General features: G+C 60.6%; 18 protein-coding genes. 7 read left to right on the top strand and 11 right to left on the bottom strand.

The window, feature by feature from the left end; translation table 11 throughout:
• Positions 1–26: 26 nt before the first annotated feature.
• From PMI30_RS14505 to PMI30_RS14515, 3 genes are all read left to right on the top strand, one after another.
• Positions 27–1,787, top strand: coding sequence for a sensor histidine kinase (locus tag PMI30_RS14505; RefSeq protein ID WP_032835478.1), 1,761 nt, complete (start codon positions 27–29; stop codon positions 1,785–1,787).
• Positions 1,787–3,121, top strand: coding sequence for a sigma-54-dependent transcriptional regulator (locus PMI30_RS14510; RefSeq protein WP_008010039.1), 1,335 nt, complete (start codon positions 1,787–1,789; stop codon positions 3,119–3,121). The genes PMI30_RS14505 and PMI30_RS14510 overlap by 1 nt, the downstream gene beginning before the upstream one ends.
• A 278-nt stretch (positions 3,122–3,399) precedes the next feature.
• Positions 3,400–4,719: an MFS transporter gene (locus PMI30_RS14515; RefSeq protein ID WP_008010037.1), complete on the top strand. Its 1,320-nt coding sequence runs from the start codon at positions 3,400–3,402 to the stop codon at positions 4,717–4,719.
• Positions 4,720–4,836: 117 nt separating this feature from the next.
• Here PMI30_RS14515 and PMI30_RS14520 read toward each other — a convergent pair whose 3' ends face one another.
• Positions 4,837–5,592, bottom strand: coding sequence for a COG4705 family protein (locus PMI30_RS14520; protein WP_008010035.1), 756 nt, complete (start codon positions 5,590–5,592; stop codon positions 4,837–4,839).
• 215 nt (positions 5,593–5,807) lie between these two features.
• Here PMI30_RS14520 and PMI30_RS14525 point away from each other — a divergent pair, with 215 nt between their 5' ends.
• Together PMI30_RS14525 and PMI30_RS14530 are read left to right on the top strand one after the other, a co-directional pair.
• The gene (locus tag PMI30_RS14525) at positions 5,808–6,011 is read left to right on the top strand and encodes a hypothetical protein (RefSeq protein WP_008010033.1); all 204 of its coding nucleotides are present in this window, start codon (positions 5,808–5,810) and stop codon (positions 6,009–6,011) included.
• Between the two features lie 223 nt (positions 6,012–6,234).
• Positions 6,235–6,864, top strand: a complete 630-nt coding sequence (locus PMI30_RS14530; protein ID WP_008010031.1) for a flavin reductase family protein — start codon at positions 6,235–6,237, stop codon at positions 6,862–6,864.
• Here the strand turns inward: PMI30_RS14530 and PMI30_RS14535 are convergent, their stop codons facing one another.
• Positions 6,865–7,095, bottom strand: a complete 231-nt coding sequence (locus PMI30_RS14535; protein ID WP_008010028.1) for a hypothetical protein — start codon at positions 7,093–7,095, stop codon at positions 6,865–6,867.
• Between the two features lie 41 nt (positions 7,096–7,136).
• Positions 7,137–7,490, bottom strand: coding sequence for a putative quinol monooxygenase (locus tag PMI30_RS14540; RefSeq protein WP_008010026.1), 354 nt, complete (start codon positions 7,488–7,490; stop codon positions 7,137–7,139).
• A 427-nt stretch (positions 7,491–7,917) separates the two neighbouring features.
• Between PMI30_RS14540 and PMI30_RS14545 the strand changes: the two genes are divergently transcribed.
• Complete coding sequence (locus PMI30_RS14545; RefSeq protein ID WP_007898362.1) at positions 7,918–8,847, top strand: AraC family transcriptional regulator; 930 nt, start codon at positions 7,918–7,920, stop codon at positions 8,845–8,847.
• A 127-nt stretch (positions 8,848–8,974) separates the two neighbouring features.
• Here PMI30_RS14545 and PMI30_RS14550 read toward each other — a convergent pair whose 3' ends face one another.
• The 6 genes from PMI30_RS14550 to PMI30_RS14575 all read right to left on the bottom strand — a co-directional run bounded on the left by PMI30_RS14550 (position 8,975) and on the right by PMI30_RS14575 (position 16,474).
• The gene (locus PMI30_RS14550; RefSeq protein WP_008010024.1) at positions 8,975–10,030 is read right to left on the bottom strand and encodes an ABC transporter ATP-binding protein; all 1,056 of its coding nucleotides are present in this window, start codon (positions 10,028–10,030) and stop codon (positions 8,975–8,977) included.
• A 17-nt stretch (positions 10,031–10,047) separates the two neighbouring features.
• Entirely contained in the window at positions 10,048–10,896 is an 849-nt protein-coding gene (locus PMI30_RS14555) for an ABC transporter permease (protein WP_008010021.1), read from the bottom strand.
• Positions 10,893–11,801: an ABC transporter permease gene (locus tag PMI30_RS14560; RefSeq protein WP_008010019.1), complete on the bottom strand. Its 909-nt coding sequence runs from the start codon at positions 11,799–11,801 to the stop codon at positions 10,893–10,895. The genes PMI30_RS14555 and PMI30_RS14560 overlap by 4 nt, the downstream gene beginning before the upstream one ends.
• A 268-nt stretch (positions 11,802–12,069) precedes the next feature.
• Positions 12,070–13,173 carry an ABC transporter substrate-binding protein gene (locus PMI30_RS14565; RefSeq protein WP_008010017.1) on the bottom strand — a complete coding sequence of 368 codons (1,104 nt, stop codon included), beginning with the start codon at positions 13,171–13,173 and terminating at the stop codon, positions 12,070–12,072.
• A 218-nt stretch (positions 13,174–13,391) separates the two neighbouring features.
• The gene (locus PMI30_RS14570; protein WP_008010015.1) at positions 13,392–14,840 is read right to left on the bottom strand and encodes an aldehyde dehydrogenase family protein; all 1,449 of its coding nucleotides are present in this window, start codon (positions 14,838–14,840) and stop codon (positions 13,392–13,394) included.
• Positions 14,837–16,474, bottom strand: a complete 1,638-nt coding sequence (locus PMI30_RS14575; RefSeq protein WP_008010013.1) for a 5-guanidino-2-oxopentanoate decarboxylase — start codon at positions 16,472–16,474, stop codon at positions 14,837–14,839. The genes PMI30_RS14570 and PMI30_RS14575 overlap by 4 nt, the downstream gene beginning before the upstream one ends.
• Before the next feature lie 159 nt (positions 16,475–16,633).
• Between PMI30_RS14575 and PMI30_RS14580 the strand changes: the two genes are divergently transcribed.
• Complete coding sequence (locus PMI30_RS14580; RefSeq protein ID WP_008010011.1) at positions 16,634–17,515, top strand: LysR substrate-binding domain-containing protein; 882 nt, start codon at positions 16,634–16,636, stop codon at positions 17,513–17,515.
• A 114-nt stretch (positions 17,516–17,629) separates the two neighbouring features.
• Here PMI30_RS14580 and PMI30_RS14585 read toward each other — a convergent pair whose 3' ends face one another.
• Entirely contained in the window at positions 17,630–18,244 is a 615-nt protein-coding gene (locus PMI30_RS14585; RefSeq protein WP_008010008.1) for an NAD(P)-dependent oxidoreductase, read from the bottom strand.
• Positions 18,245–18,493: 249 nt separating this feature from the next.
• Positions 18,494–19,375, bottom strand: coding sequence for an MBL fold metallo-hydrolase (locus PMI30_RS14590; protein WP_008010007.1), 882 nt, complete (start codon positions 19,373–19,375; stop codon positions 18,494–18,496).
• Between the last annotated feature and the right edge of the window lie 199 nt (positions 19,376–19,574).

The raw sequence follows: 19,574 nt of genomic DNA, 5'->3' as shown, positions 1-19,574 counted from the left end.
CCCACTTTCCACCTGTCTGCCCCAGCATGCTGCCGACTTCCCGTACCTTGCGTCTGTCGTTGTACACCCTGTTGATCATCGCCGGTGCGGTGCTCGCCGCGACCCTGGCCATCCGCCACGCCGAACGCCAGGCCCTGGTCGAAGACGCCGCACGTGCCAATCAGCAACTGGCGCTGTACGCCAACTCGCTGCACACCCTGATCGACCGCTACCGTGCCCTGCCCGCCGTGTTGGCGTTGGACCCGGAACTGCGTGCCGCGCTAAGCGGTGAAGTGAGCCCTGAACAGCAGCTTGCGTTGAATCGCAAACTGGAAAAAATCAACGGCGCCGCGCAGTCCTCGACCCTGGAACTGCTCGACCGCACCGGCCTGGCCGTGGCCGCCAGCAACTGGCGCTTGCCCAGCAGCTACGTCGGCCACAACTATGGCTTTCGCCCTTACTTCAGCCAGACCCGAACCCAAGGCACCGGACGCTTTTATGCGGTGGGTGTGACCAGCGGCATTCCCGGCTACTTCCTGTCCAGCGCGGTGACCAGCGACAGTGGCGAGTTCCTCGGCGCCATGGTGGTCAAACTCGAATTCCCGGAACTTGAGCGCGAATGGCGTCAGGGCAGCGACACGTTGCTGGTCAGCGACGCGCGCGGGATCATCTTCATCGCCAACCAGCCGGGCTGGCGTTATCGCCAATTGAAACCGCTGAGCGACAGCGACCGCGCCGAGCTCAAAGCCACCCGCCAATACGACAAACAACCGCTGACTCCGCTTGAATATCGTTCGGTGCAGCGCTTCGACGACAACAGCGACCTGACCCGAGTCGAAGGCCCCGACGGGACGGCGGATTACCTCTGGGAATCGCTGCCACTGGCCGCTGAAGACTGGACCTTGCACCTGCTGCGTCGCCCGCAAGTCGCGTTCGAAGACCGCCGCAACGCCGGGCTCGCCGCCGCCGGCGCCTGGCTGACGCTGGTGTTTCTGTTGCTGTTCCTCAACCAGCGTTGGCGCCTGGCCAAACTGCGTCAGCGCAGCCGTGAAGAACTCGAACAACTGGTGGAAGAACGCACCCGGGATTTGCGCACAGCCCAAGACGGCTTGGTGCAATCAGCCAAACTCGCTGCCCTCGGCCAGATGTCCGCGGCGCTGGCCCATGAAATCAACCAACCGCTGACCGCCCAGCGCATGCAACTGGCGACCTTGCGCCTGCTGCTCGATCACGGCCGTGTCGAAGACGCCTACAAGGCGCTCAAACCGGTGGACGACATGCTCACGCGCATGGCCGCCCTCACCGGCCACCTGAAAACCTTCGCCCGCAAAAGCCCCAGCGGCCTGCGCGAACGGCTGGACCTGGCGGCGGTGGTCGATCAATCCTTGCAGTTGCTGGAGGCGCGCCTGCGTGACGAGCACATCAGCACCGTGCTACATCTGACTCGCCCGGCGTGGGTGCGTGGCGATGCGATTCGTCTGGAACAGGTGCTGATCAATCTGCTGCGCAATGCCCTGGATGCGATGCACGACAAACCCTGCAAGCGTCTAGAGATCCGCCTCGAAGCCGATGAACAATTGTGGCGCCTGACCGTCGCCGATAACGGTGGCGGCATTGCCGAAGAAAACCTGGCACAAGTCTTTGATCCGTTCTTCACCACCAAACCGGTGGGTGATGGCCTGGGTCTGGGCCTCGCCGTCTCCTTCGCTATCGTTCACGAAGCGGGAGGACGCCTGAGTGTCGATAATGGCGAAAACGGCGCGGTGTTTACCCTGACGTTGCCCATTGATCTGGAGGTGCCTGCCTGATGCTCAATTCGGTGATGGTGGTCGATGACGAAAGCAGCATCCGCAGCGCTGTCGAACAGTGGCTGAGCCTGTCGGGGTTCGAAGTGCAGCTGTTCAGTCGCGCCGACGAGTGCCTGGCGCAGTTGCCGAAGCATTTCCCCGGGGTGATTCTCAGCGACGTGCGCATGCCCGGCATGACGGGGCTGGAGCTGCTGGCCGAAGTCCAGCGCCGCGATGCCGACTTGCCGGTAATTTTGCTGACCGGTCACGGCGATGTGCCTATGGCCGTCGAAGCGATGCGCGATGGCGCCTACGATTTCCTCGAAAAACCCTTCAGCCCGGAAACCCTGCTGAGCAGTCTGCGTCGGGCGCTGGACAAGCGCCGGCTGGTGCTGGAAAACCGTGCCCTGCATGAGCAGGCGGACAATCGCGCCAAACTCGATGCCACCCTGCTGGGGGTGTCCCGTGGCTTGCAGACGTTGCGTCGGCAGGTACTGGACCTGGCGACGTTGCCGGTCAACGTGCTGATCCGTGGCGAAACCGGCAGCGGCAAGGAATTGGTTGCCCGTTGCCTGCACGACTTCGGTCCGCGCGCCGACAAAGCCTTCGTGGCGCTGAATTGTGCGGCGATTCCCGAGCAGTTGTTCGAGGCCGAACTGTTCGGCCATGAGAGCGGCGCGTTCACGGGCGCCCAGGGCAAACGCATCGGCAAGCTCGAATACGCCGACGGTGGCACGCTGTTTCTTGATGAAATCGAAAGCATGCCGCTGGCCCAGCAGGTGAAACTGCTGCGGGTGTTGCAGGAACAGAAACTTGAGCGATTGGGTTCCAACCAGAGCATCCACGTGGACTTGCGGATCATCGCCGCGACCAAACCCGACTTGCTGGATGAAGCCCGGGCCGGACGCTTTCGCGAAGATCTGGCCTATCGCTTGAACGTCGCCGAGTTGCGTCTGCCGCCGTTGCGTGACCGGCGTGAAGACATTCCCCTGTTGTTCGAGTTCTTCGCGCAAAGTGCTGCCGAGCGTTTGGGTCGCACCTTTGCGCCCTTGAGCGGGCCGCAACTGAGCCATCTGCTGAGCCACGACTGGCCGGGCAATGTGCGTGAACTGGCGAACGTCGCCGAACGACAAGTGCTGGGCCTCGGCGAACCGGAACCGGCGGGGATCGACCCCGGTCAGTCACTGGCAGCGCAGCAAGAGGCCTTCGAAGCGCATTGCCTGCGCGCGGCACTGACCCGGCATAAGGGTGATGTGAAAGCGGTGCTTGAAGAGCTGCAACTGCCGCGCCGTACCTTTAATGAAAAGATGCAGCGGCATGGGTTGAGCCGGGAGATGTTTTTGCAGGACAGCTGATCAACAACCCGAACAACCGGACCTGTAGGAGCGAGGCTTGCCCGCGAAGCTTTTGGCGGTCTTGATGGCCTCTTCGCGGGCAAGCCTCGCTCCTACAGGGGGCCGGTTCGTGCGCGGAAATCCGCTCGTTACTTTGTGCGCAATAAGCGGATTTCCGCTCAACAAAACCTGCTACCCCCTCTAAACCGGCCCTCCTCCCCTTGGCACAGCTCCTGCTATAGCTCCAGCAGGCTGCGTTTACACGCGCTCCACAAAAACAATTAAACGAGGATCCTTCAATGGATAACTCCAACACCCTGCCCCTTGGGTCGGCTGCCCTGCCGGTCAAAGAAAAAACCACTGCCAGCCGGATCAAATCGATCTTCAGCGGCTCTGTCGGCAACATGGTCGAGTGGTACGACTGGTACGTCTACGCCGCGTTCTCCCTGTATTTCGCCAAAGCCTTCTTCCCCAAAGGCGACACCACCGCACAACTGCTCAACACCGCCGCGATCTTCGCCGTGGGCTTCCTGATGCGCCCGATCGGTGGCTGGCTGATGGGTCTCTACGCCGACAAGGCCGGTCGCAAACGTGCGTTGATGGCCTCGGTGTACCTGATGTGCTTCGGCTCGTTGCTGATCGCCCTGAGCCCGGGTTATGAAACCATCGGCATCGGCGCGCCGATCCTGCTGGTGTTCGCCCGCCTGCTGCAAGGTTTGTCGGTCGGGGGTGAGTACGGCACCTCGGCCACTTACCTCAGCGAGATGGCGACCAAGGAACGTCGCGGCTTCTACTCCAGCTTCCAGTACGTGACGTTGATCTCCGGCCAGCTCATCGCTTTGGGTGTGCTGATCGTGCTGCAAAACGTCCTGACCACCGAAGAGCTGTACGCCTGGGGCTGGCGCATTCCGTTCGCCATCGGCGCGCTGTGTGCCGTGGTCGCGCTCTACCTGCGTCGTGGCATGGAAGAAACCGAGTCGTTCACCAAGAAAGAGAAAGCCAAGGAAAGCGCCATGCGCACCTTGTTGCGCCATCCGAAGGAACTGATGACCGTGGTCGGCCTGACCATGGGCGGTACGCTGGCGTTCTACACCTACACCACGTACATGCAGAAATACCTGGTGAACACCGTCGGCATGAGCATTTCCGACTCCACCACGATTTCCGCGGCTACGCTGTTCCTGTTCATGTGCCTGCAACCGATCATCGGCGGGCTGTCGGATAAAGTCGGTCGTCGTCCGATCCTGATTGCCTTCGGTATTCTGGGGACGCTGTTCACCGTTCCGATCCTGACTACCCTGCACACTATCCAGAGCTGGTGGGGCGCGTTCTTCCTGATCATGGCGGCGCTGATCATCGTCAGCGGCTACACCTCGATCAACGCCGTGGTCAAAGCTGAACTGTTCCCGACCGAGATCCGTGCATTGGGCGTTGGCCTGCCGTACGCACTGACCGTGTCGATCTTCGGCGGTACTGCTGAATACATCGCGCTGTGGTTCAAGAGCATCGGCATGGAAACCGGTTATTACTGGTATGTCACGGCGTGCATCGCGGTGTCGTTGCTGGTGTACATCACCATGAAAGACACCCGCAAACATTCGCGGATCGAGACGGACTGACAGCAAAATTGATGGTGGCTGTTAAGGCCCCATCGCGAGCAGGCTCGCTCCCACAAGGGTCGGTGTACACAGATCCAATGTGGGAGCGAGCCTGCTCGCGATGGCCGCACCTCGGTCTCAAGACAACTCGGGAGCCACCTGCTTCCCAAACTTCCTCTGGGCAATCGAAGCCCCCGCAATCATCACCACCAGAATCCCCGCCAACACCAGCGACGAGCCGATGGTGCCGAAATCCAGGCCGCCCTTTTCATGGGGTTTGGTCAGGAAGTCACCCAACGTTGCGCCGAACGGCCGTGTCAGCACGAACGCTACCCAGAACAGCAACACCGACGAAATCTTCGTGAAGTATTTCAGCAGCACCACCACCGCAATGGTCGAACCGATCAGCAGCGCACCACCGGCAAACCCCAGGCCCGAGTCGTCGGCCAGGTAATCGCCGAGTGCCGTGCCCAAGGTGTTGGAAAACAGAATCGCCATCCAATAGAACATCTCGCCACGGAAGGTCTGCACCTTGGTGACGTTCAGCGAATCGCCGCTCAAGCGCCAGGCCGCGAAAATCCCCAGCAAAATGGCAATCAGGATCATCGACCCCGTGGCGTAGCCCAACTCAAGGGTGCGGTCCATGAAGTCGGACATGGTGGTGCCGGCCGTGCTGGTCGACAGAATCACGATCCAGTACAGCACCGGCTTGTAGGTTTTGGACATCAACTGCGTGATCAGTGTCAGCACAAACACGCTGATCAGGATCAGCGAGCTGATGGCGTAACCGACGTTGAGGGTCATCGACAGCAGATCCCCCGCGGTTTCCCCCAGGGTCGTCGCGCAGATTTTCATGACCCAGAACGCCAGGGTGATCTGAGGAAGTTTATTCATTCAAGGTGAGCTCCAGTGTTCATGGCGACCGTTTCTTCGGGTTATTGGCCGTTGCGCAGACTGGCGATGGAGCGGTGAAAAATAGGTAAGTGCTGTATGAAAAATCCGTCACTCACGCAAAAGAACGCGAGTAATCGCTGGTTAATGCCCAGAACTCACCCTGCACCCGTCTGATCAATTCATCGCGATGTGCAAACGAACCTGGAGTAACCACCATGAAAACCCGATTGATCCTTGCCCTGACCCTCAGCGTGCTGGCCGCCAATACCTATGCTGCAGACGGTTACGACCGCACCGGTTCCGCCGCTTTTACCGCTGAAAGCAGTTCCGCTGTCGCTTCCAATGGCAACGACCGCACCGACGCGGCCAAAGTCGCTACCGACGGCGCCGATCGCACCGACGCCGCCCGCACCAACTGATCCCTGCACGCAACACCACAGCCCGGCTTTGGCCGGGCTTAGTCATTTCTGGAGCAAAGCAAAGAACCTGCTCGCGATAGCAATCTGTCAGTCACCTCCTTGTTGACAGGTAGACAGCCATCGCGAGCAGGCTCGCTCCCACATTGGGCTCATCGCTGGAAATTACCCGCTTGCCCTTGCACTATGGCGATCACTGCGAACAACGCCCTCAGGAACCCCTTCCATGCCCGACGACATCCATTTCTACGAACCCGCCAACGGCCACGGCCTGCCACATGACCCATTCAACGCCATCGTCGGCCCGCGTCCTATCGGCTGGATTTCTTCCCAGGACGCCAACGGTCGCCTGAACCTGGCGCCCTACAGCTTTTTCAACGCCTTCAACTACATCCCGCCGATCATTGGGTTTTCCAGCGTCGGGCGCAAAGACAGCCTGAACAACATCGAGCAGACCGGCGAATTCGCCTGGAACCTGGCGACCCGCCCACTGGCCGAGCAGATGAACCAGAGCTGCGCCATGGTCGGGCCTGAGGTCAACGAGTTCGAATTGTCCGGGCTGACCACCGTTGCGTCGAAAATCATTCAGGTGCCACGGGTTGCCGAAAGCCCGGTGTCCTTTGAATGCAAGGTCACGCAGATCATTCAGTTGCAGCGCGCCAACAAGGAAGTAGTGCCGAGCTGGCTGATTCTCGGCGAAGTGGTTGCCGTGCACATCGCCAAATGGCTGTTGAAGGACGGGGTGTACGACACCGCCGCGGCAGAACCGATTCTGCGCGGCGGCGGGCCGGCGGATTATTTTCAGCTGGGGCCAGAGGCATTGTTCAAGATGTTCCGCCCGGGGGCAGTCAAGTAATTACCAGAGCAGATCGGCGTCTTCTTTAACGTCTTTGAGGCGGGTCAGCTCTTTGGCTGCGGCCTCGTCGGCTTCGTGAGCGGTCTTGAAGGTCTGGCCTTCCAGCACTTTGTGAAAAGTCGGGGCACCGGAACCGCCGAGGGCTTTGACGGCAATCGCGGCGTGGTAACCGCCCTCGCCCGGTACTACTGCTGAAACGGCTTCGAAGTGTTCAAAGGCTTTGCGTGCCATGTCGCGGATCCTGGCTAATGGAGAATTGCGCCATTAAACCCTCAACCGGCGAGTTTGTGTACCGCTGCCTGGGACTGGCCAAGGGCCTGGGCCGCCGAGACATCCTTGAAGGTATGGAAATCCAGGCTATTGACCACCAGTTCTTGCACCAGCTCGGCAAAAATCTGCATCGCCGGGCTGCCGAAGTAAGCGGTCATGGCCTGTTGGTTGGTCCAGAAACCGGACACCAGCCACAGCTCGGGATCGCATTGCGAGTGTTGCAGGGCAAAGCTCAGGCAACCCGGCGCGTTGCGCGACGGCTCGATCAGGGCGCTCAGGCGTGCACCGAGTTCTGCCGAACGCCCGGCGCGGGCGCGGACGAAGGCCATATGACTGACGGGGATTTGCGTAGACATGTTCAACCCTCCCAGGTCATCCAGTGGCAGCCGGGGACGGGCTGCGACAGGATCCAAGATTAGGCGGCGTGTCGCAGTCGCCGTTAGTCGATTCCTGCCGACGCATTGCACAATCCTGCGAGACTTGGCTCAACACTTGTAACAACCGGTAAAACCCGTCACACCACTGTCACACGAGCTTTGTGTAGGAGCTGCCGAAGGCTGCGATCTTTTGACTTCTGTTTTTAAGATCTAGAGATCGCAGCCTTCGGCAGCTCCTACAGGGGGAGGTTTGCGTCAGCCGTTGCCCATCTGCGTCACGTCATGACGGGGCGACACCCGAAGCCCATGCAGAATCAGGCAAGCTTTTGGCAGGATGTGTCTACCGCTGTCCCTTGCACAAATTTAAGCTCAGCCCATTACCAACGCGTCACCGAGGATGCCCTGCATGTCGTCGCTCGATCACTTTCAAGCCCCGCTGGATGCCGACATGGAAAAACAGCGCGCGGAACTGGCCGCCCTCATCCGCCGGAACACGATGGAGGATGGCACTTATGCCACCGCCGTCGGTTCGCTGTTCATGTCGCGCCACAGTCAAAACCATGACTTCGCCCCAGTGCTGGCGCAACCGGCCCTGTGCATCATGGCCCAGGGGCGCAAGGAAGTGCGGCTGGCGGATGAATACTTCAATTACGACCCGCTGAATTACCTGGTGGTGTCGGTCTCGATGCCTTTGAGCGGGCGAGTGGTGAATGTCTCGCCCGAGGAACCGATCCTCGCCGTGCGGCTGGACATCGACCCGGCGGAAATCACCGCACTGATTGCCGACGCCGGCCCCATTGGCGTACCCACACGGCCCACCGGCCGCGGCCTGTATGTGGAGCAGATCGACACGGCAATGCTCGATGCCGTGTTGCGTCTGGCGCGGTTGCTGGATACACCCAAAGACATCGCCATGCTGGCGCCGCTGATTCGCCGGGAAATTCTGTATCGGCTGTTGCGCAGCCAGCAGGGGCATCGGTTGTATGAGATTGCCATTGCCAACAGCCAGAGCCATCGCATCAGCCAGGCGATCAAATGGCTCAACGGCAATTATGAGCAACCGTTGCGCATTGATGATCTGGCGCGGGAAGTGAACCTGAGCGTGTCGACATTGCATCACCGGTTCAAGGCGATGACGGCGATGAGTCCGCTGCAGTATCAGAAGCAGTTGCGCCTGCAAGAGGCGCGGCGGTTGATGCTCGCTGAAGGCCTGGAAGCTTCGGCGGCGGGTTATCGGGTGGGGTATGAAAGCCCTTCGCAGTTCAGCCGGGAGTACAGCCGATTGTTTGGCGCGCCGCCGCTCCGGGATTTGGCGCGGTTGCGGTTGAGTGTATAACAGGATTAACACACAACCCGTAGGAGCGAGGCTTGCCCGCGAAGGCGATTTCATATTCAACATTAGTGTTGGCCAATAAGACGCCTTCGCGGGCAAGCCTCGCTCCTACAGGTACAGTGGTGTTTTTTTAGGCGCTCAACACGCGGCACGCCTCAGCCGGCAACGTCACCGACACCGGATTGCCAATGCTCAACCCAACCCCCTGACACGGCGTGCTCAACGCGGTAAACGACACCCCGGAACACTCGACAGTCGTTTCAATCGTCGCGCCGATATCGCGCACAAACGTCACCTTCCCGAGCAAGCGATTACCCGCCGTGGCTTGGGGTTGCGACAATTGCAGATCCTCAGGGCGAATCAGCATTTTCACCTTCTCCCCCACCACAATGCTGCTGCAGATCGGCACTTGCAGGGCATCGCCACCGGGTAGCCCGACCTTGCCATTGCCCAGCGCCGTGGCCGGGAAAATGTTGCCCGAACCAATAAAGTCCGCGACGAATTCATTGGCCGGATGCCGATAGATTTCAATCGGCGTACCCACCTGCTGCACCCGATGCTCACCCAGCACCACCACGATGTCGGCCATGGTCATGGCTTCGCGCTGGTCGTGGGTAACCATGATGGTGGTGATGTTCAAACGTTGTTGCAGCTGACGGATTTCCACCTGCATTGACTCGCGCAGCTTGGCGTCCAGCGCCGACAGCGGCTCATCGAGCAGGAGGATTTTCGGCCGCGAGGCAATCGCCCGGGCAATCGCCACGCGCTGACGTTGCCCTCCAGAGAGTTTCGCCACCGGCCGATCAATCATTTCCTGCAGCTGGATCAGCTCCAGCAACTCCACCACCCGCGCTTGTTGATCAGCCTTGCTGACCCCGCGCAGTTTCAGCGGATAGGCGATGTTCTCCCCCACCGTCATGTGCGGAAACAGCGCCAGCGATTGAAACACCATGCCGAAATTACGCTGGTGCGCAGGCGTATGGCCGATGTCTTCACCGTCCAGGCGAATCTCGCCACCGGTCAGGGTTTCAAGCCCGGCGATCATCCGCAGCAAGGTGGTTTTGCCGCAGCCCGAAGGGCCGAGGAAACACACCAGTTTGCCCTCGGGCAAATGCAGGTTCACATCCTTTACCGCGCAGGCCGAGCCGTAATGTTTCTCGACGTTTTCCAGAATCAAACCAGTCATGTGAATCACCTCAAGAATCAGAACGAAACGCCGCCTTCGCCAACCAACTTTTCCAGCGCCCAAATGAGCACGAAGTCGATCAGCACGATCAGCACGGCAAACGAGAAAACGGTAGGGTCGAGCGAAGACACGGTGCGGCTGTACATCCAGATCGGCACGGTCATGACGTCGATGGTGTAGAGGAAGTAGGTCACGGTGAATTCGTTGAACGAGACGATGAACGCCAGCAGCATGCCCGCCAGAATCCCCGATTTCATCAACGGCACCACCACATCGACAATCGCCCGAGTCGGTGAAGCACCGAGCATCTGCGCGGCCTCTTCAACTTCGCTGCCGATGGAGAGCATCGCCGCGGTGCAGTTTTTCACCACGAACGGCAGCGCCAGGATCACGTGGGCAATCACCAGCCGCGAGGTGGTGATCTGGAACGGCAGGCTGTCGAACACCAGCAGCAAGGCCAGGCCCAACACCACCATCGGGAACACCAGTGGCAGCGACATCAATTGCAGCGCCACGGCCTTGCCGCGAAACTCGCAACGGGTCAGGGCATAAGCTGCCGGCACCGCGATAATCGTGGCGAAAACCATGGTCAGGCAGGCCACCATCAAGCTGGTGGTCATGGCTTTGCCAAGGCTCAGCACATCGCTGGAATCCGGCGACACGAAGGTGTTCCAGGCGGCTTTGTACCATTGCAGGCTATAGCTGCTGGGCGGGAAGTCGAGGTTCGACGCACCGCTGAACGACATGACGATCATGGTCAGGATCGGCAGCACCGCCAGCAGCAAAATGAAGCCTGACAGGATGCCGGCGAACTTGCCGGTATCGCCTGGCAGCAGCGAATGGCGCTTCTTGATCAGGGTGCTCATTGGGAAGCCTCCAGCATGCGCCGACGACGGCCAGTGATGTATTCGGACAAGGTCATGATCGCCAGGGTGGTAACGATCAGCACCACACCGGCAGCGGACGCGGCGGGCCAGTTCATCAGCGGGGCGATCTGGTCATGCACCATCACCGCCAGCATCGGCACGCGTCGACCACCGAGCAGCAGCGGCACCACGAAGCTGCTGGCGTTGTAGGCAAACACCAACGTCGCGCCAGTGATAATCCCTGGCAAACTCATCGGCAACACCACTTGGCGGAACACCTGCAAGCGACTGGCGCCGAGGGTGGCGGCGGCTTCTTCGTAAGTGCGGGCAACGCCACGCATGGCGCTGGCAATCGGTAGCACGGCCAACGGGAACGCGGTTTGCACCAGGCCCATCAACACGCCGTTCTGGTTGTAGAGCAGCATGATCGGCCGCTTGATCAGACCCAGGCCCATCAGCGCCTGATTGAGCATGCCGCCGGGGCCGAGGATCACCAGCCAGCCGTAGCTTTGCAGCAGCAGGTTGACCAACAAGGGCAGCAGCACCGCCGCGAGGAAGATCCGCCGCACAAACGGTGAGGTCAGCCGCGACATGGTGTAGGCCACCGGGATCGCCAGCAACACCGCAATCACCGCGCTGATCAGCGCCAGGCGCAACGTCAGCAGCAACGATTTGAGGTAATAAGGTTCCAGCAATTGGGCGTAACTGGCCAGGCTGAACCCGGTCCACTCCGCGCCTTTGGTACCGACGCTCATGCGCAGTACCAAGAGGCTCGCGGCAATCAGCACGCCGAGAAACAGCATCGACGGCGAGAGGAAAAGCCAGGCGCGCGCCGTCGGTGAGACACCCCGGTTGACGCGCACGGGGGCGGCGCTTACCGGATGGGTCAGAGGTTGGTGTTCCATAGCAAGGGTCTCGTCAATGGAAAGCAGCTGAACGAACACAAGACTTGAAACCACGTTGAACCCTGTGGGAGCGGGCTTTGTGGCGAGGGGGCTTGCCCCCGTTCGACTGCGAAGCAGTCGTAAACCATTTCATGCGGTGCACCTGATGCACCGCGATGACAGGATTCAGGGCCGCTTCGCGCCCCAACGGGGGCAAGCCCCCTCGCCACAAAAGCTCGCTCCCACATTGGATTTGTGGTGTCTCAGAAGGCTTGCGTACGCCACTCGATCAGGAAGAAAAGATTTCCGTGTAACGACGAATCCATTGGTCATGCACGGTGGCCAGGAAGGCGTTGTCGTGCATGATCGCCTTCTCGGCAATCTGCTCCGGCGTGAGGATGTACGGGCTCTTGCGCGCTTCGGCGGAGATGATCGCCTTGGCGTTGACCGGGCCGTTGTAGATATCTTCGGCCATCTTGCCCTGCACCAGCGGGTCCAGAGAGTGGTTGATGAAGGCGTAGGCCAGGTCGGTATCGCCCGGACGATTCTTCGGCATCACCGACAGCATCAGATCGGTGTAGAAGCCTTCCTTCATGCCGAACGTGGCGCCCAGACCGTAGGCCGGATCGCGAATCTGTTTCGGGAAAAACGCCGGCGCGTACAGGCCACCCATGTCCAGCGAACCGGTGCGGAACAGTTCTGCGATCTGGTTCGGGTTTTCGCCCAGGGTCACGACGCGATCTTTCAGCTCGGCGAGTTTCTTGAAGCCTGGCTCGATGTTGTGTTCGTCACCACCGGCCAGTTTGGCCGCGATGATGATCAGGTCCATGGCCTCGGTCCAGTTCGGCGGCGGCAGGAAGATGTTCGGCGACAGTTCCGCGTCCCACAGGGCGGCATAGCTGTCCGGCGCTTCTTTGATGGTGCGGGTACTGTAGACCAGGCTGTTGCACCACAGCAGGTAACCGATGCCGTGACCGTTGGCGCCAGTGCGGTATTGCTCCGGCACGTCGATCAGGTTGGGGATGCGGTTGAGATCGGGTTTTTCCAGCAGGTTGGCGGCGGCCAGACCTTCGGCGCCGACGCCGGCCAGCGTGATGATGTCGTACTGCGGACGATCACCGCCGGCCTTGAGTTTGGCAACCATTTCCGAGGTGCTGCCGGTGCGGTCAGCGATGACCTTGCAGCCGTACTTGGCTTCGAAGGTTGCAGCGATGTTGCGCAGTGCCGCAAGGCCGGTGTCATCGGACCAGGTCAGCAAGCGCAGGGTCTTGCCCTGGAAGCGTGTGTCGCTGGCATTGGCCTTGATGAACGGCATGCTCATGGCCGCCGCAGCCACGGACGCCACGCCCACGGTTTTGATGAATTGACGTCTGTTCAGATCGTGCTCGCCCATGAAGGACTCCCTTTGTTTTTTTAAGTATGAGGTTGGTCGCAACCCTTGCATCCGCGCGGTCAGATCAGCTCCAAGCCCCCGGTTTCAAAGGGCAAGAGCGGCGCCGACAGCTTCATCCTGAGGTCGTGCAAAACACCTGACTATCGATAAAAACTCATTGAAGCCATGACGCTGGCGCATGCCTCATCACGAGGCATGCGCTCACCTTTTTCGTGCTGTCAGACGGCCCGAATCACGTGTTTGATTTCCTGGAAAGCCTGCAAACCCCACGGCCCCAATTCGCGGCCGATGCTGCTCTGTTTGTAGCCACCCCAGGCGGTCTGCGGGAAGATCACTTGCGGCGCGTTGATCCACACAAGCCCCGCCTGCAAAGCGTTGGCGACCCGATCGGCCGCTTCGGCGTCGCGCGTGACCACGCTGGCCACCAGGCCAAACTGGCTGTCGTTGGCCAAGGCAATCGCCTCGGCTTCAGAGCTGAAACTGCGTACGCAGATCACTGGGCCGAAAATCTCTTCGCACCACAGCGCACTGTCGAGGGGCACATCGATGAAAATGGTCGGCTGCAAAAAATAGCCGCGTGACAGATCCGCCGGGCGATTACCGCCGCAGATCAGCTTTGCGCCAGCGCTCAAACCGCGATCGATGTGGCCCAGCACACGTTGGTATTGCGCCTGATTGACCAGTGCGCCCATTTCCACATTCGGGTCGAACGGGTCGGCCACACGAATGGCTTCGGCGCGCGCCTTCAATCGCACCACAAATTCTTCCGCCAGCTCATCGGCAACCAGCACGCGGCTGGTGGCGGAACACATTTGCCCGGCGTTGAAGAAACCACCGCCACAGGCCACTTCCACGGCCAGTTCGATGTCGGCATCGGCGAGCACCAGCAGCGAAGATTTGCCGCCCAATTCCAGGCTCACACCCTTCACGGTTTCCGCCGCCCGCTGCATCACCTGCACGCCCACCGCGTTGCTGCCGGTGAAGGAAATCTTGGCGATGCGCGGGTCAGCCGACAGCGGCGCGCCAACAGCCAGGCCGGTGCCGCAGACCAGATTGAACACACCGTTTGGCAGACCTGCTTCGGCAATGATCGTCGCCAGTTCCAGCTCTGGCAGCGGCGTCACTTCCGATGGTTTGAGCACCACGCAGCAACCGGCGGCCAGGGCCGGGGCGAGTTTCCAGGCGGTGGTGACCATCGGGAAATTCCACGGCACGATCAGCCCCACCACACCGCACGGTTCACGGCGCAAACGGGCACTGAAATCATCGCTCGGCAACGCCACGGCGCTGTCTTGCTTCGCGTCCAGGCCTTCGGCCAGCTCGGCGTAATACTCGAAGGTGGCGATCACGTCGTCGACGTCGATGGCCGCTTCGAACAGCGGTTTGCCGTTGTTGCTCGACTGCAATTTCATCAACTGCTCGCGACCGGCCTGCACGCCCGCGGCGATTCTGCGCAAGATCGCCCCGCGCTCGGCGCCGGTGGTTTTCGACCACTCTTTGAAAGCGTTGGTCGCCGCCGTGACGGCCTGATCGACAGCGTGTGCATCGCCACCATTAACGGTGGTCAACAGGGCTTCGGTCGCCGGGTTGATCACGCGCAGATGTTCGTGGCCGGCGGCCCATTGGCCGTTGATGTACAGGCCATCCAAAGTAGTTGGAAAACTCATTTCGACACCGCCTTCATCCACTGGGTCTGATCGATTTCAATCAGGGTCGGGCCTTGGCGATCGGTGGCAAGGCGCAATGCATCACGCAATCCGTCAACACTGCTGACCGCCTCGGCCGCGCAACCCAGGGCCTTGGCCACACCGATGAAATCCGGGGTGTAGATGTCCACGCCCACCGGCTCGATGGCGCGGTTGACCATGTATTTCTTGATCTCTTCGTAGCCCTGGTTATTCCACAGCAGGACGATCACTGGCGTGCGTGCTTCTACCGCGCTGGCCAGTTCCGGCAGGGTGAATTGCAGGCCACCGTCGCCGATCAGACACACCACCGGAGGGCGTGCGCCGCCTTCGACGCTGCCACCGAGCCAGGCGCCAATCGCCGCCGGCAAGGCGTAACCGAGGGTGCCGTAACCGGTGGACGAGTTGAACCAGCGGCGCGGGCGCTCCGGGTTGAAGGTCAGGTTGCCGGTGTACACCGGTTGGGTCGAATCGCCGACGAACACCGCGTTCGGCAATTCATGCAAAACGGTTTCCAGGAAGCGAGTCTGGGCCAGCGTCGGGGTGTCCCAGGATGCGGCCAATTCATCGCGCAAACGCGCGGCACGTACCTGGCCCCAATCATTGCGACGCTCGGCCAGTGACTTGTGGGACAGCGCACTCAGCAAGGCCTGAGCGGCGTTGCGCGAGTCGGCCACCAACGCGACTTTCGGCGGGTAATTACGCACGGTCTGGTCAGGGTCGATGTCCACGCGCAGTAGCACGCCAGGAATTTCGAAGCCACCGGCAAAGGTGACGTCGTAATCGGTTTCGGCCAGTTCAGTGCCGATGGCCAGCACCACGTCGGCCTCGGCGACCAGCGCGCGAGTGGCTACCAGGCTTTGGGTCGAACCGATCAGCAGCGGGTGGCGGGATTCGAGCATGCCCTTGGCATTGATGGTCAGGGCCACCGGCGCGTCCAGCAGTTCGGCCAGTTCAGTCAGCTCGGCCGCGGCATCGATAGCGCCGCCACCGGCGAGAATCAACGGGCGCTTGGCACCGGCCAGCCAGTCGGTCATGCGGCTGATCGCGCTGGGCGAAGCACCGGCGCGGTCGATGTTCACCGGCACGCTGGCGAGCAAGTCATCGGCCTCTTCGACCAATACGTCCAACGGGATTTCGATGTGTACCGGACGCGGACGGCCAGCCTGGAACAACGCGAAGGCGCGAGCCAGGACGCCCGGCAATTCAGCCGCCGACATCAAGGTATGGGAGAACGCTGCCACACCGCCGACCAGTGCGCTCTGGTTTGGCAGCTCATGCAGCTTGCCGCGACCGCCGCCCAATTGGCTGCGCGATTGCACGCTGGAAATCACCAGCATCGGGATCGAGTCGGCGTAAGCCTGACCCATGGCGGTGGTGATGTTGGTCATGCCAGGGCCGGTGATGATGAAGCACACGCCCGGTTTACCGCTGGTGCGAGCGTAACCGTCAGCCATGAAGCCGGCGCCCTGTTCGTGACGCGGAGTGACGTGGTTGATGCTCGAACGGGCCAGCCCGCGATACAGCTCCACGGTGTGTACCCCGGGAATGCCGAACACCTGCTCGACCCCGTAATCTTCGAGTAACTTGACCAATACTTCGCCGCACGTCGCCATGTCTTTGCCCTTTTTGTTCGTTTGAGACGCCGGGCCTGCGCAGTGTTTATGATGGGTTGGCAGGTCCAGGGATGGCCTCATTGGAACGGGCGACACGTAGCCGCAACAATGGATAAAAAGTCATACTAGCCATGTCCTCACGTCATACCTTGGATCCCAATGAAACGATTGCCTCCCCTGCCGGCGCTGCACACTTTTCTGATCACCGCGCAGTGCTGCAACTTCACCCGGGCCGCCGAACAACTGCACATCACCCAAGGCGCGGTGAGCCGGCAGATCGCCGGGCTGGAAGATCATCTGGGTTATGAGTTGTTCATTCGCCAGGCGCGGGGCTTGAGCCTGACCGCCGAAGGACGGGAGTGGCTGCCACGGGTGCAGCAGATTTTCGGCCTGATCGACGAGGCGGTGGAGCAGATCGGCGAGAAGCGCGAAACCCTGCAACTGAAAGCCCCGACCTGTGTGATGCGCTGGCTGTTGCCACGCCTGTTGCAGTGGCAAAAGGAACGCCCGGATGTGCCGGTGGAATTGACCACCACGGTCAAACACGGGGTGGATTTTCATCGCGAGCAGTTCGATGCGGCGGTGATGTACGGCCCGCCGCCGGACAGCTCACTGGCCTCCCAGCATCTGTTCGATGAACAACTGACGCCGGTGTGTTCCCGACCGATGCTTGAAGGGCCGATGGCTTTGCAGACACCGGCCGATCTGCAACAGCACTTGTTGCTGCACCCCACCCGCGATGAACGGGACTGGAACGCCTGGCTGAAGGCTGCGGATATTCGGCTGAGCAATGTCGGCAAAGGGCAGCATTTCGAAACCCTGGACCTGGCGATGTCGATGGCGTCCCAGGGGACGGGCGTGGCGATTGGCGATTGGTCGTTGATCGGCGATGACCTGAGTGCCGGACGGCTGGTCATGCCTTTTGACCTGAAGGTGAAAACCGGGTTGGCGTATTACCTGGTGTTCCCCGAGAAACCTGCGCCTTCGCCGAAGTTACGCGAATTGATGGGGTGGTTGGTGGAGCAGGCTCAATCGCGGTGAGCCCTTCGCGAGCAAGCCCGCTCCCACATTAAATCTCCAGTGAACACAGTATTTGTGTACGACGTAGATCAAATGTGGGAGCGGGCTTGCTCGCGAATGATTTAAGCAGCGCCATCAATACCCGACAGTAAACCGCTGGCGGGAATGCTTCGGCGTTTGCACTTCATCAAGCAATGCAATGGCGAAGTCTGCAAAGGTAATCCAGCTGCGGCCTTCGGCACTCACCAGCAAGTCATCCTTACCGATTCGAAACGTACCCGTGCGCTCACCTTCGACGAATTCCGCCGACGGTGACAGGAAGGTCCAGTCCAGGTCCTGTTCCTGACGCAAGGTATTCAGGAACGCGGCACCGGCGCTGGCCTCTGCCTTGTATTCCTCCGGGAAACCTTCGCTGTCGATCACCCGAGAGCCATTCGGCAGCAACAGCGATCCGGCACCGCCGACAACCAGCAGACGCTTGACCCCGGCCTTCTTCACCGGCTCGATGACCGCGCTGGCGGGGATGGTGGAGAAGTGCGCCGCGCTGATCACCGCATCATGCCCGGCCACGGCGGCTTGCAATGCAGCAGCGTCGAGCACGTCGACGTTTTTGCTCACGACACCGGCACGCGGGGCGATTTTCGAGGTGTCGCGGGCGATGGCAGTAACGCTGTGACCGCGACGCAGGGCTTCTTCCAACAGTTGGCTACCGGCACGACCGGTGGCACCGATGATTGCGATGTTGCTCATGACGTTTCTCCAGTTGGTTTGGGTGAATCTGTATTTATTTGTATGGCACGGGGCTTTTGTGACTAGGTGTTTTTTTGTGGCTAGATGAGCTTTTGTGGCGAGGGGGCTTGCCCCCGTTGGAGTGCGAAGCGCTCCCCTACATTCTTTCAGCCGCACCGTATGCTCAGGTTTCACGACTGCTGCGCAGCCGAACGGGGGCAAGCCCCCTCGCCACAAAGCACCCTCGCCAAAAATGTTGTGCTCAGCGGATTACCACTTCATCTCGCCCTTGGCGACTTTGGCGCTCAGCTCCAGCGAGCTTTCTTCGCCCAGGGTCGGGTAGCGTTTTTTCATCGCGGCGATCAGTTCGGCGGCGTCTTTCGCCTTGGCGGTTTCTTCGTCGAAAGCCTTGATGTAATCGGCAGTGAACTGCACCGCCGCCAGAGAACGAGCGCTCTCACCAAGGTAGTGACCCGGCACGATGGTCTTCGGCTTCAGCGCTTCAATCGCCTGCAGCGTCGTCAGCCAATCGGCATGGGATTGCGGGGTCTGGGTGTCGGCCATCCACACGTGAATGTTCTCAGCGACCACCACGCCACCGACCACAGCCTTGATCGACGGGATCCACACAAAGCTGCGATCCGGCTGCTTGCCGTCCAGGCCGATCACCTGCAATTTCTGCCCTTCCAGCATCAGGCTGTCGCCCTTGAGCACCTGCGGCACGATGGTTTTGTTCGGCACGTCGGCGCCCATTTTCGGACCCCAGAACGCCAGTTTGCCGTCGACGGTTTTTTTGATGTGATCAACAGTCGGTTGCGAGGCCAGCACTTTGGCTTTCGGGAACGCTTTGGTCACGGTGTCGAGGCCGAAGTAGTAATCCGGGTCACCGTGGCTGATGTAGATGGTGGTCAGTTGCTTGCCGCTGGCGCGGATTTTTTCCACCACCTGTTCGGCCTGGGCTTTGCCGAATTGCGCGTCCACCAGAATCGCTTCCTTCTCGCCGCTGACCAGCACCGAGGTCACCGGGAAGATCGCGTTGGTGCCAGGGTTGTAGACGTCCAGCGTCAGGGTCGACGCCGCAGCGGCATGGGCCGCGAAGCCAAGCGCGGCGGTTGCCAGAAGAATGCGTTTGATTGAAGTGAAGCCGATCATCTGTTGCTCCGTTGTCCGAATGCCATGCTTGGCGATGGGACAGAGCTTAGTTGCCCGACTCGATACAAAAAATGCGATGCTTGAACATAGTTTGTTTCTGAAAGCGGGCAAATCATGGATCGTCTACAAGCAATGCGCGTGTTCGTCACGGTGGTGGACCTGGGCAGCCAATCGGCTGGCGCCGATCACCTGGACCTGT

Source organism: Pseudomonas sp. GM50, from assembly GCF_000282375.1.
Lineage (GTDB): Bacteria > Pseudomonadota > Gammaproteobacteria > Pseudomonadales > Pseudomonadaceae > Aquipseudomonas.
The sequence above is the reverse complement of the archived record's forward strand: the minus strand, read 5'-3'. Positions and strand labels throughout refer to the sequence as shown.

Excerpts from the sequence above, each read along its gene's own strand:
- PMI30_RS14505 (WP_032835478.1), top strand. The coding sequence starts at position 27 with ATGCTGCCGACTTCCCGTACCTTGCGTCTGTCGTTGTACACCCTGTTG.
- PMI30_RS14510 (WP_008010039.1), top strand. The coding sequence starts at position 1,787 with ATGCTCAATTCGGTGATGGTGGTCGATGACGAAAGCAGCATCCGCAGC.
- PMI30_RS14515 (WP_008010037.1), top strand. The coding sequence starts at position 3,400 with ATGGATAACTCCAACACCCTGCCCCTTGGGTCGGCTGCCCTGCCGGTC.
- PMI30_RS14520 (WP_008010035.1), bottom strand. The coding sequence starts at position 5,592 with ATGAATAAACTTCCTCAGATCACCCTGGCGTTCTGGGTCATGAAAATC.
- PMI30_RS14525 (WP_008010033.1), top strand. The coding sequence starts at position 5,808 with ATGAAAACCCGATTGATCCTTGCCCTGACCCTCAGCGTGCTGGCCGCC.
- PMI30_RS14530 (WP_008010031.1), top strand. The coding sequence starts at position 6,235 with ATGCCCGACGACATCCATTTCTACGAACCCGCCAACGGCCACGGCCTG.
- PMI30_RS14535 (WP_008010028.1), bottom strand. The coding sequence starts at position 7,095 with ATGGCACGCAAAGCCTTTGAACACTTCGAAGCCGTTTCAGCAGTAGTA.
- PMI30_RS14540 (WP_008010026.1), bottom strand. The coding sequence starts at position 7,490 with ATGTCTACGCAAATCCCCGTCAGTCATATGGCCTTCGTCCGCGCCCGC.
- PMI30_RS14545 (WP_007898362.1), top strand. The coding sequence starts at position 7,918 with ATGTCGTCGCTCGATCACTTTCAAGCCCCGCTGGATGCCGACATGGAA.
- PMI30_RS14550 (WP_008010024.1), bottom strand. The coding sequence starts at position 10,030 with ATGACTGGTTTGATTCTGGAAAACGTCGAGAAACATTACGGCTCGGCC.
- PMI30_RS14555 (WP_008010021.1), bottom strand. The coding sequence starts at position 10,896 with ATGAGCACCCTGATCAAGAAGCGCCATTCGCTGCTGCCAGGCGATACC.
- PMI30_RS14560 (WP_008010019.1), bottom strand. The coding sequence starts at position 11,801 with ATGGAACACCAACCTCTGACCCATCCGGTAAGCGCCGCCCCCGTGCGC.
- PMI30_RS14565 (WP_008010017.1), bottom strand. The coding sequence starts at position 13,173 with ATGGGCGAGCACGATCTGAACAGACGTCAATTCATCAAAACCGTGGGC.
- PMI30_RS14570 (WP_008010015.1), bottom strand. The coding sequence starts at position 14,840 with ATGAGTTTTCCAACTACTTTGGATGGCCTGTACATCAACGGCCAATGG.
- PMI30_RS14575 (WP_008010013.1), bottom strand. The coding sequence starts at position 16,474 with ATGGCGACGTGCGGCGAAGTATTGGTCAAGTTACTCGAAGATTACGGG.
- PMI30_RS14580 (WP_008010011.1), top strand. The coding sequence starts at position 16,634 with ATGAAACGATTGCCTCCCCTGCCGGCGCTGCACACTTTTCTGATCACC.
- PMI30_RS14585 (WP_008010008.1), bottom strand. The coding sequence starts at position 18,244 with ATGAGCAACATCGCAATCATCGGTGCCACCGGTCGTGCCGGTAGCCAA.
- PMI30_RS14590 (WP_008010007.1), bottom strand. The coding sequence starts at position 19,375 with ATGATCGGCTTCACTTCAATCAAACGCATTCTTCTGGCAACCGCCGCG.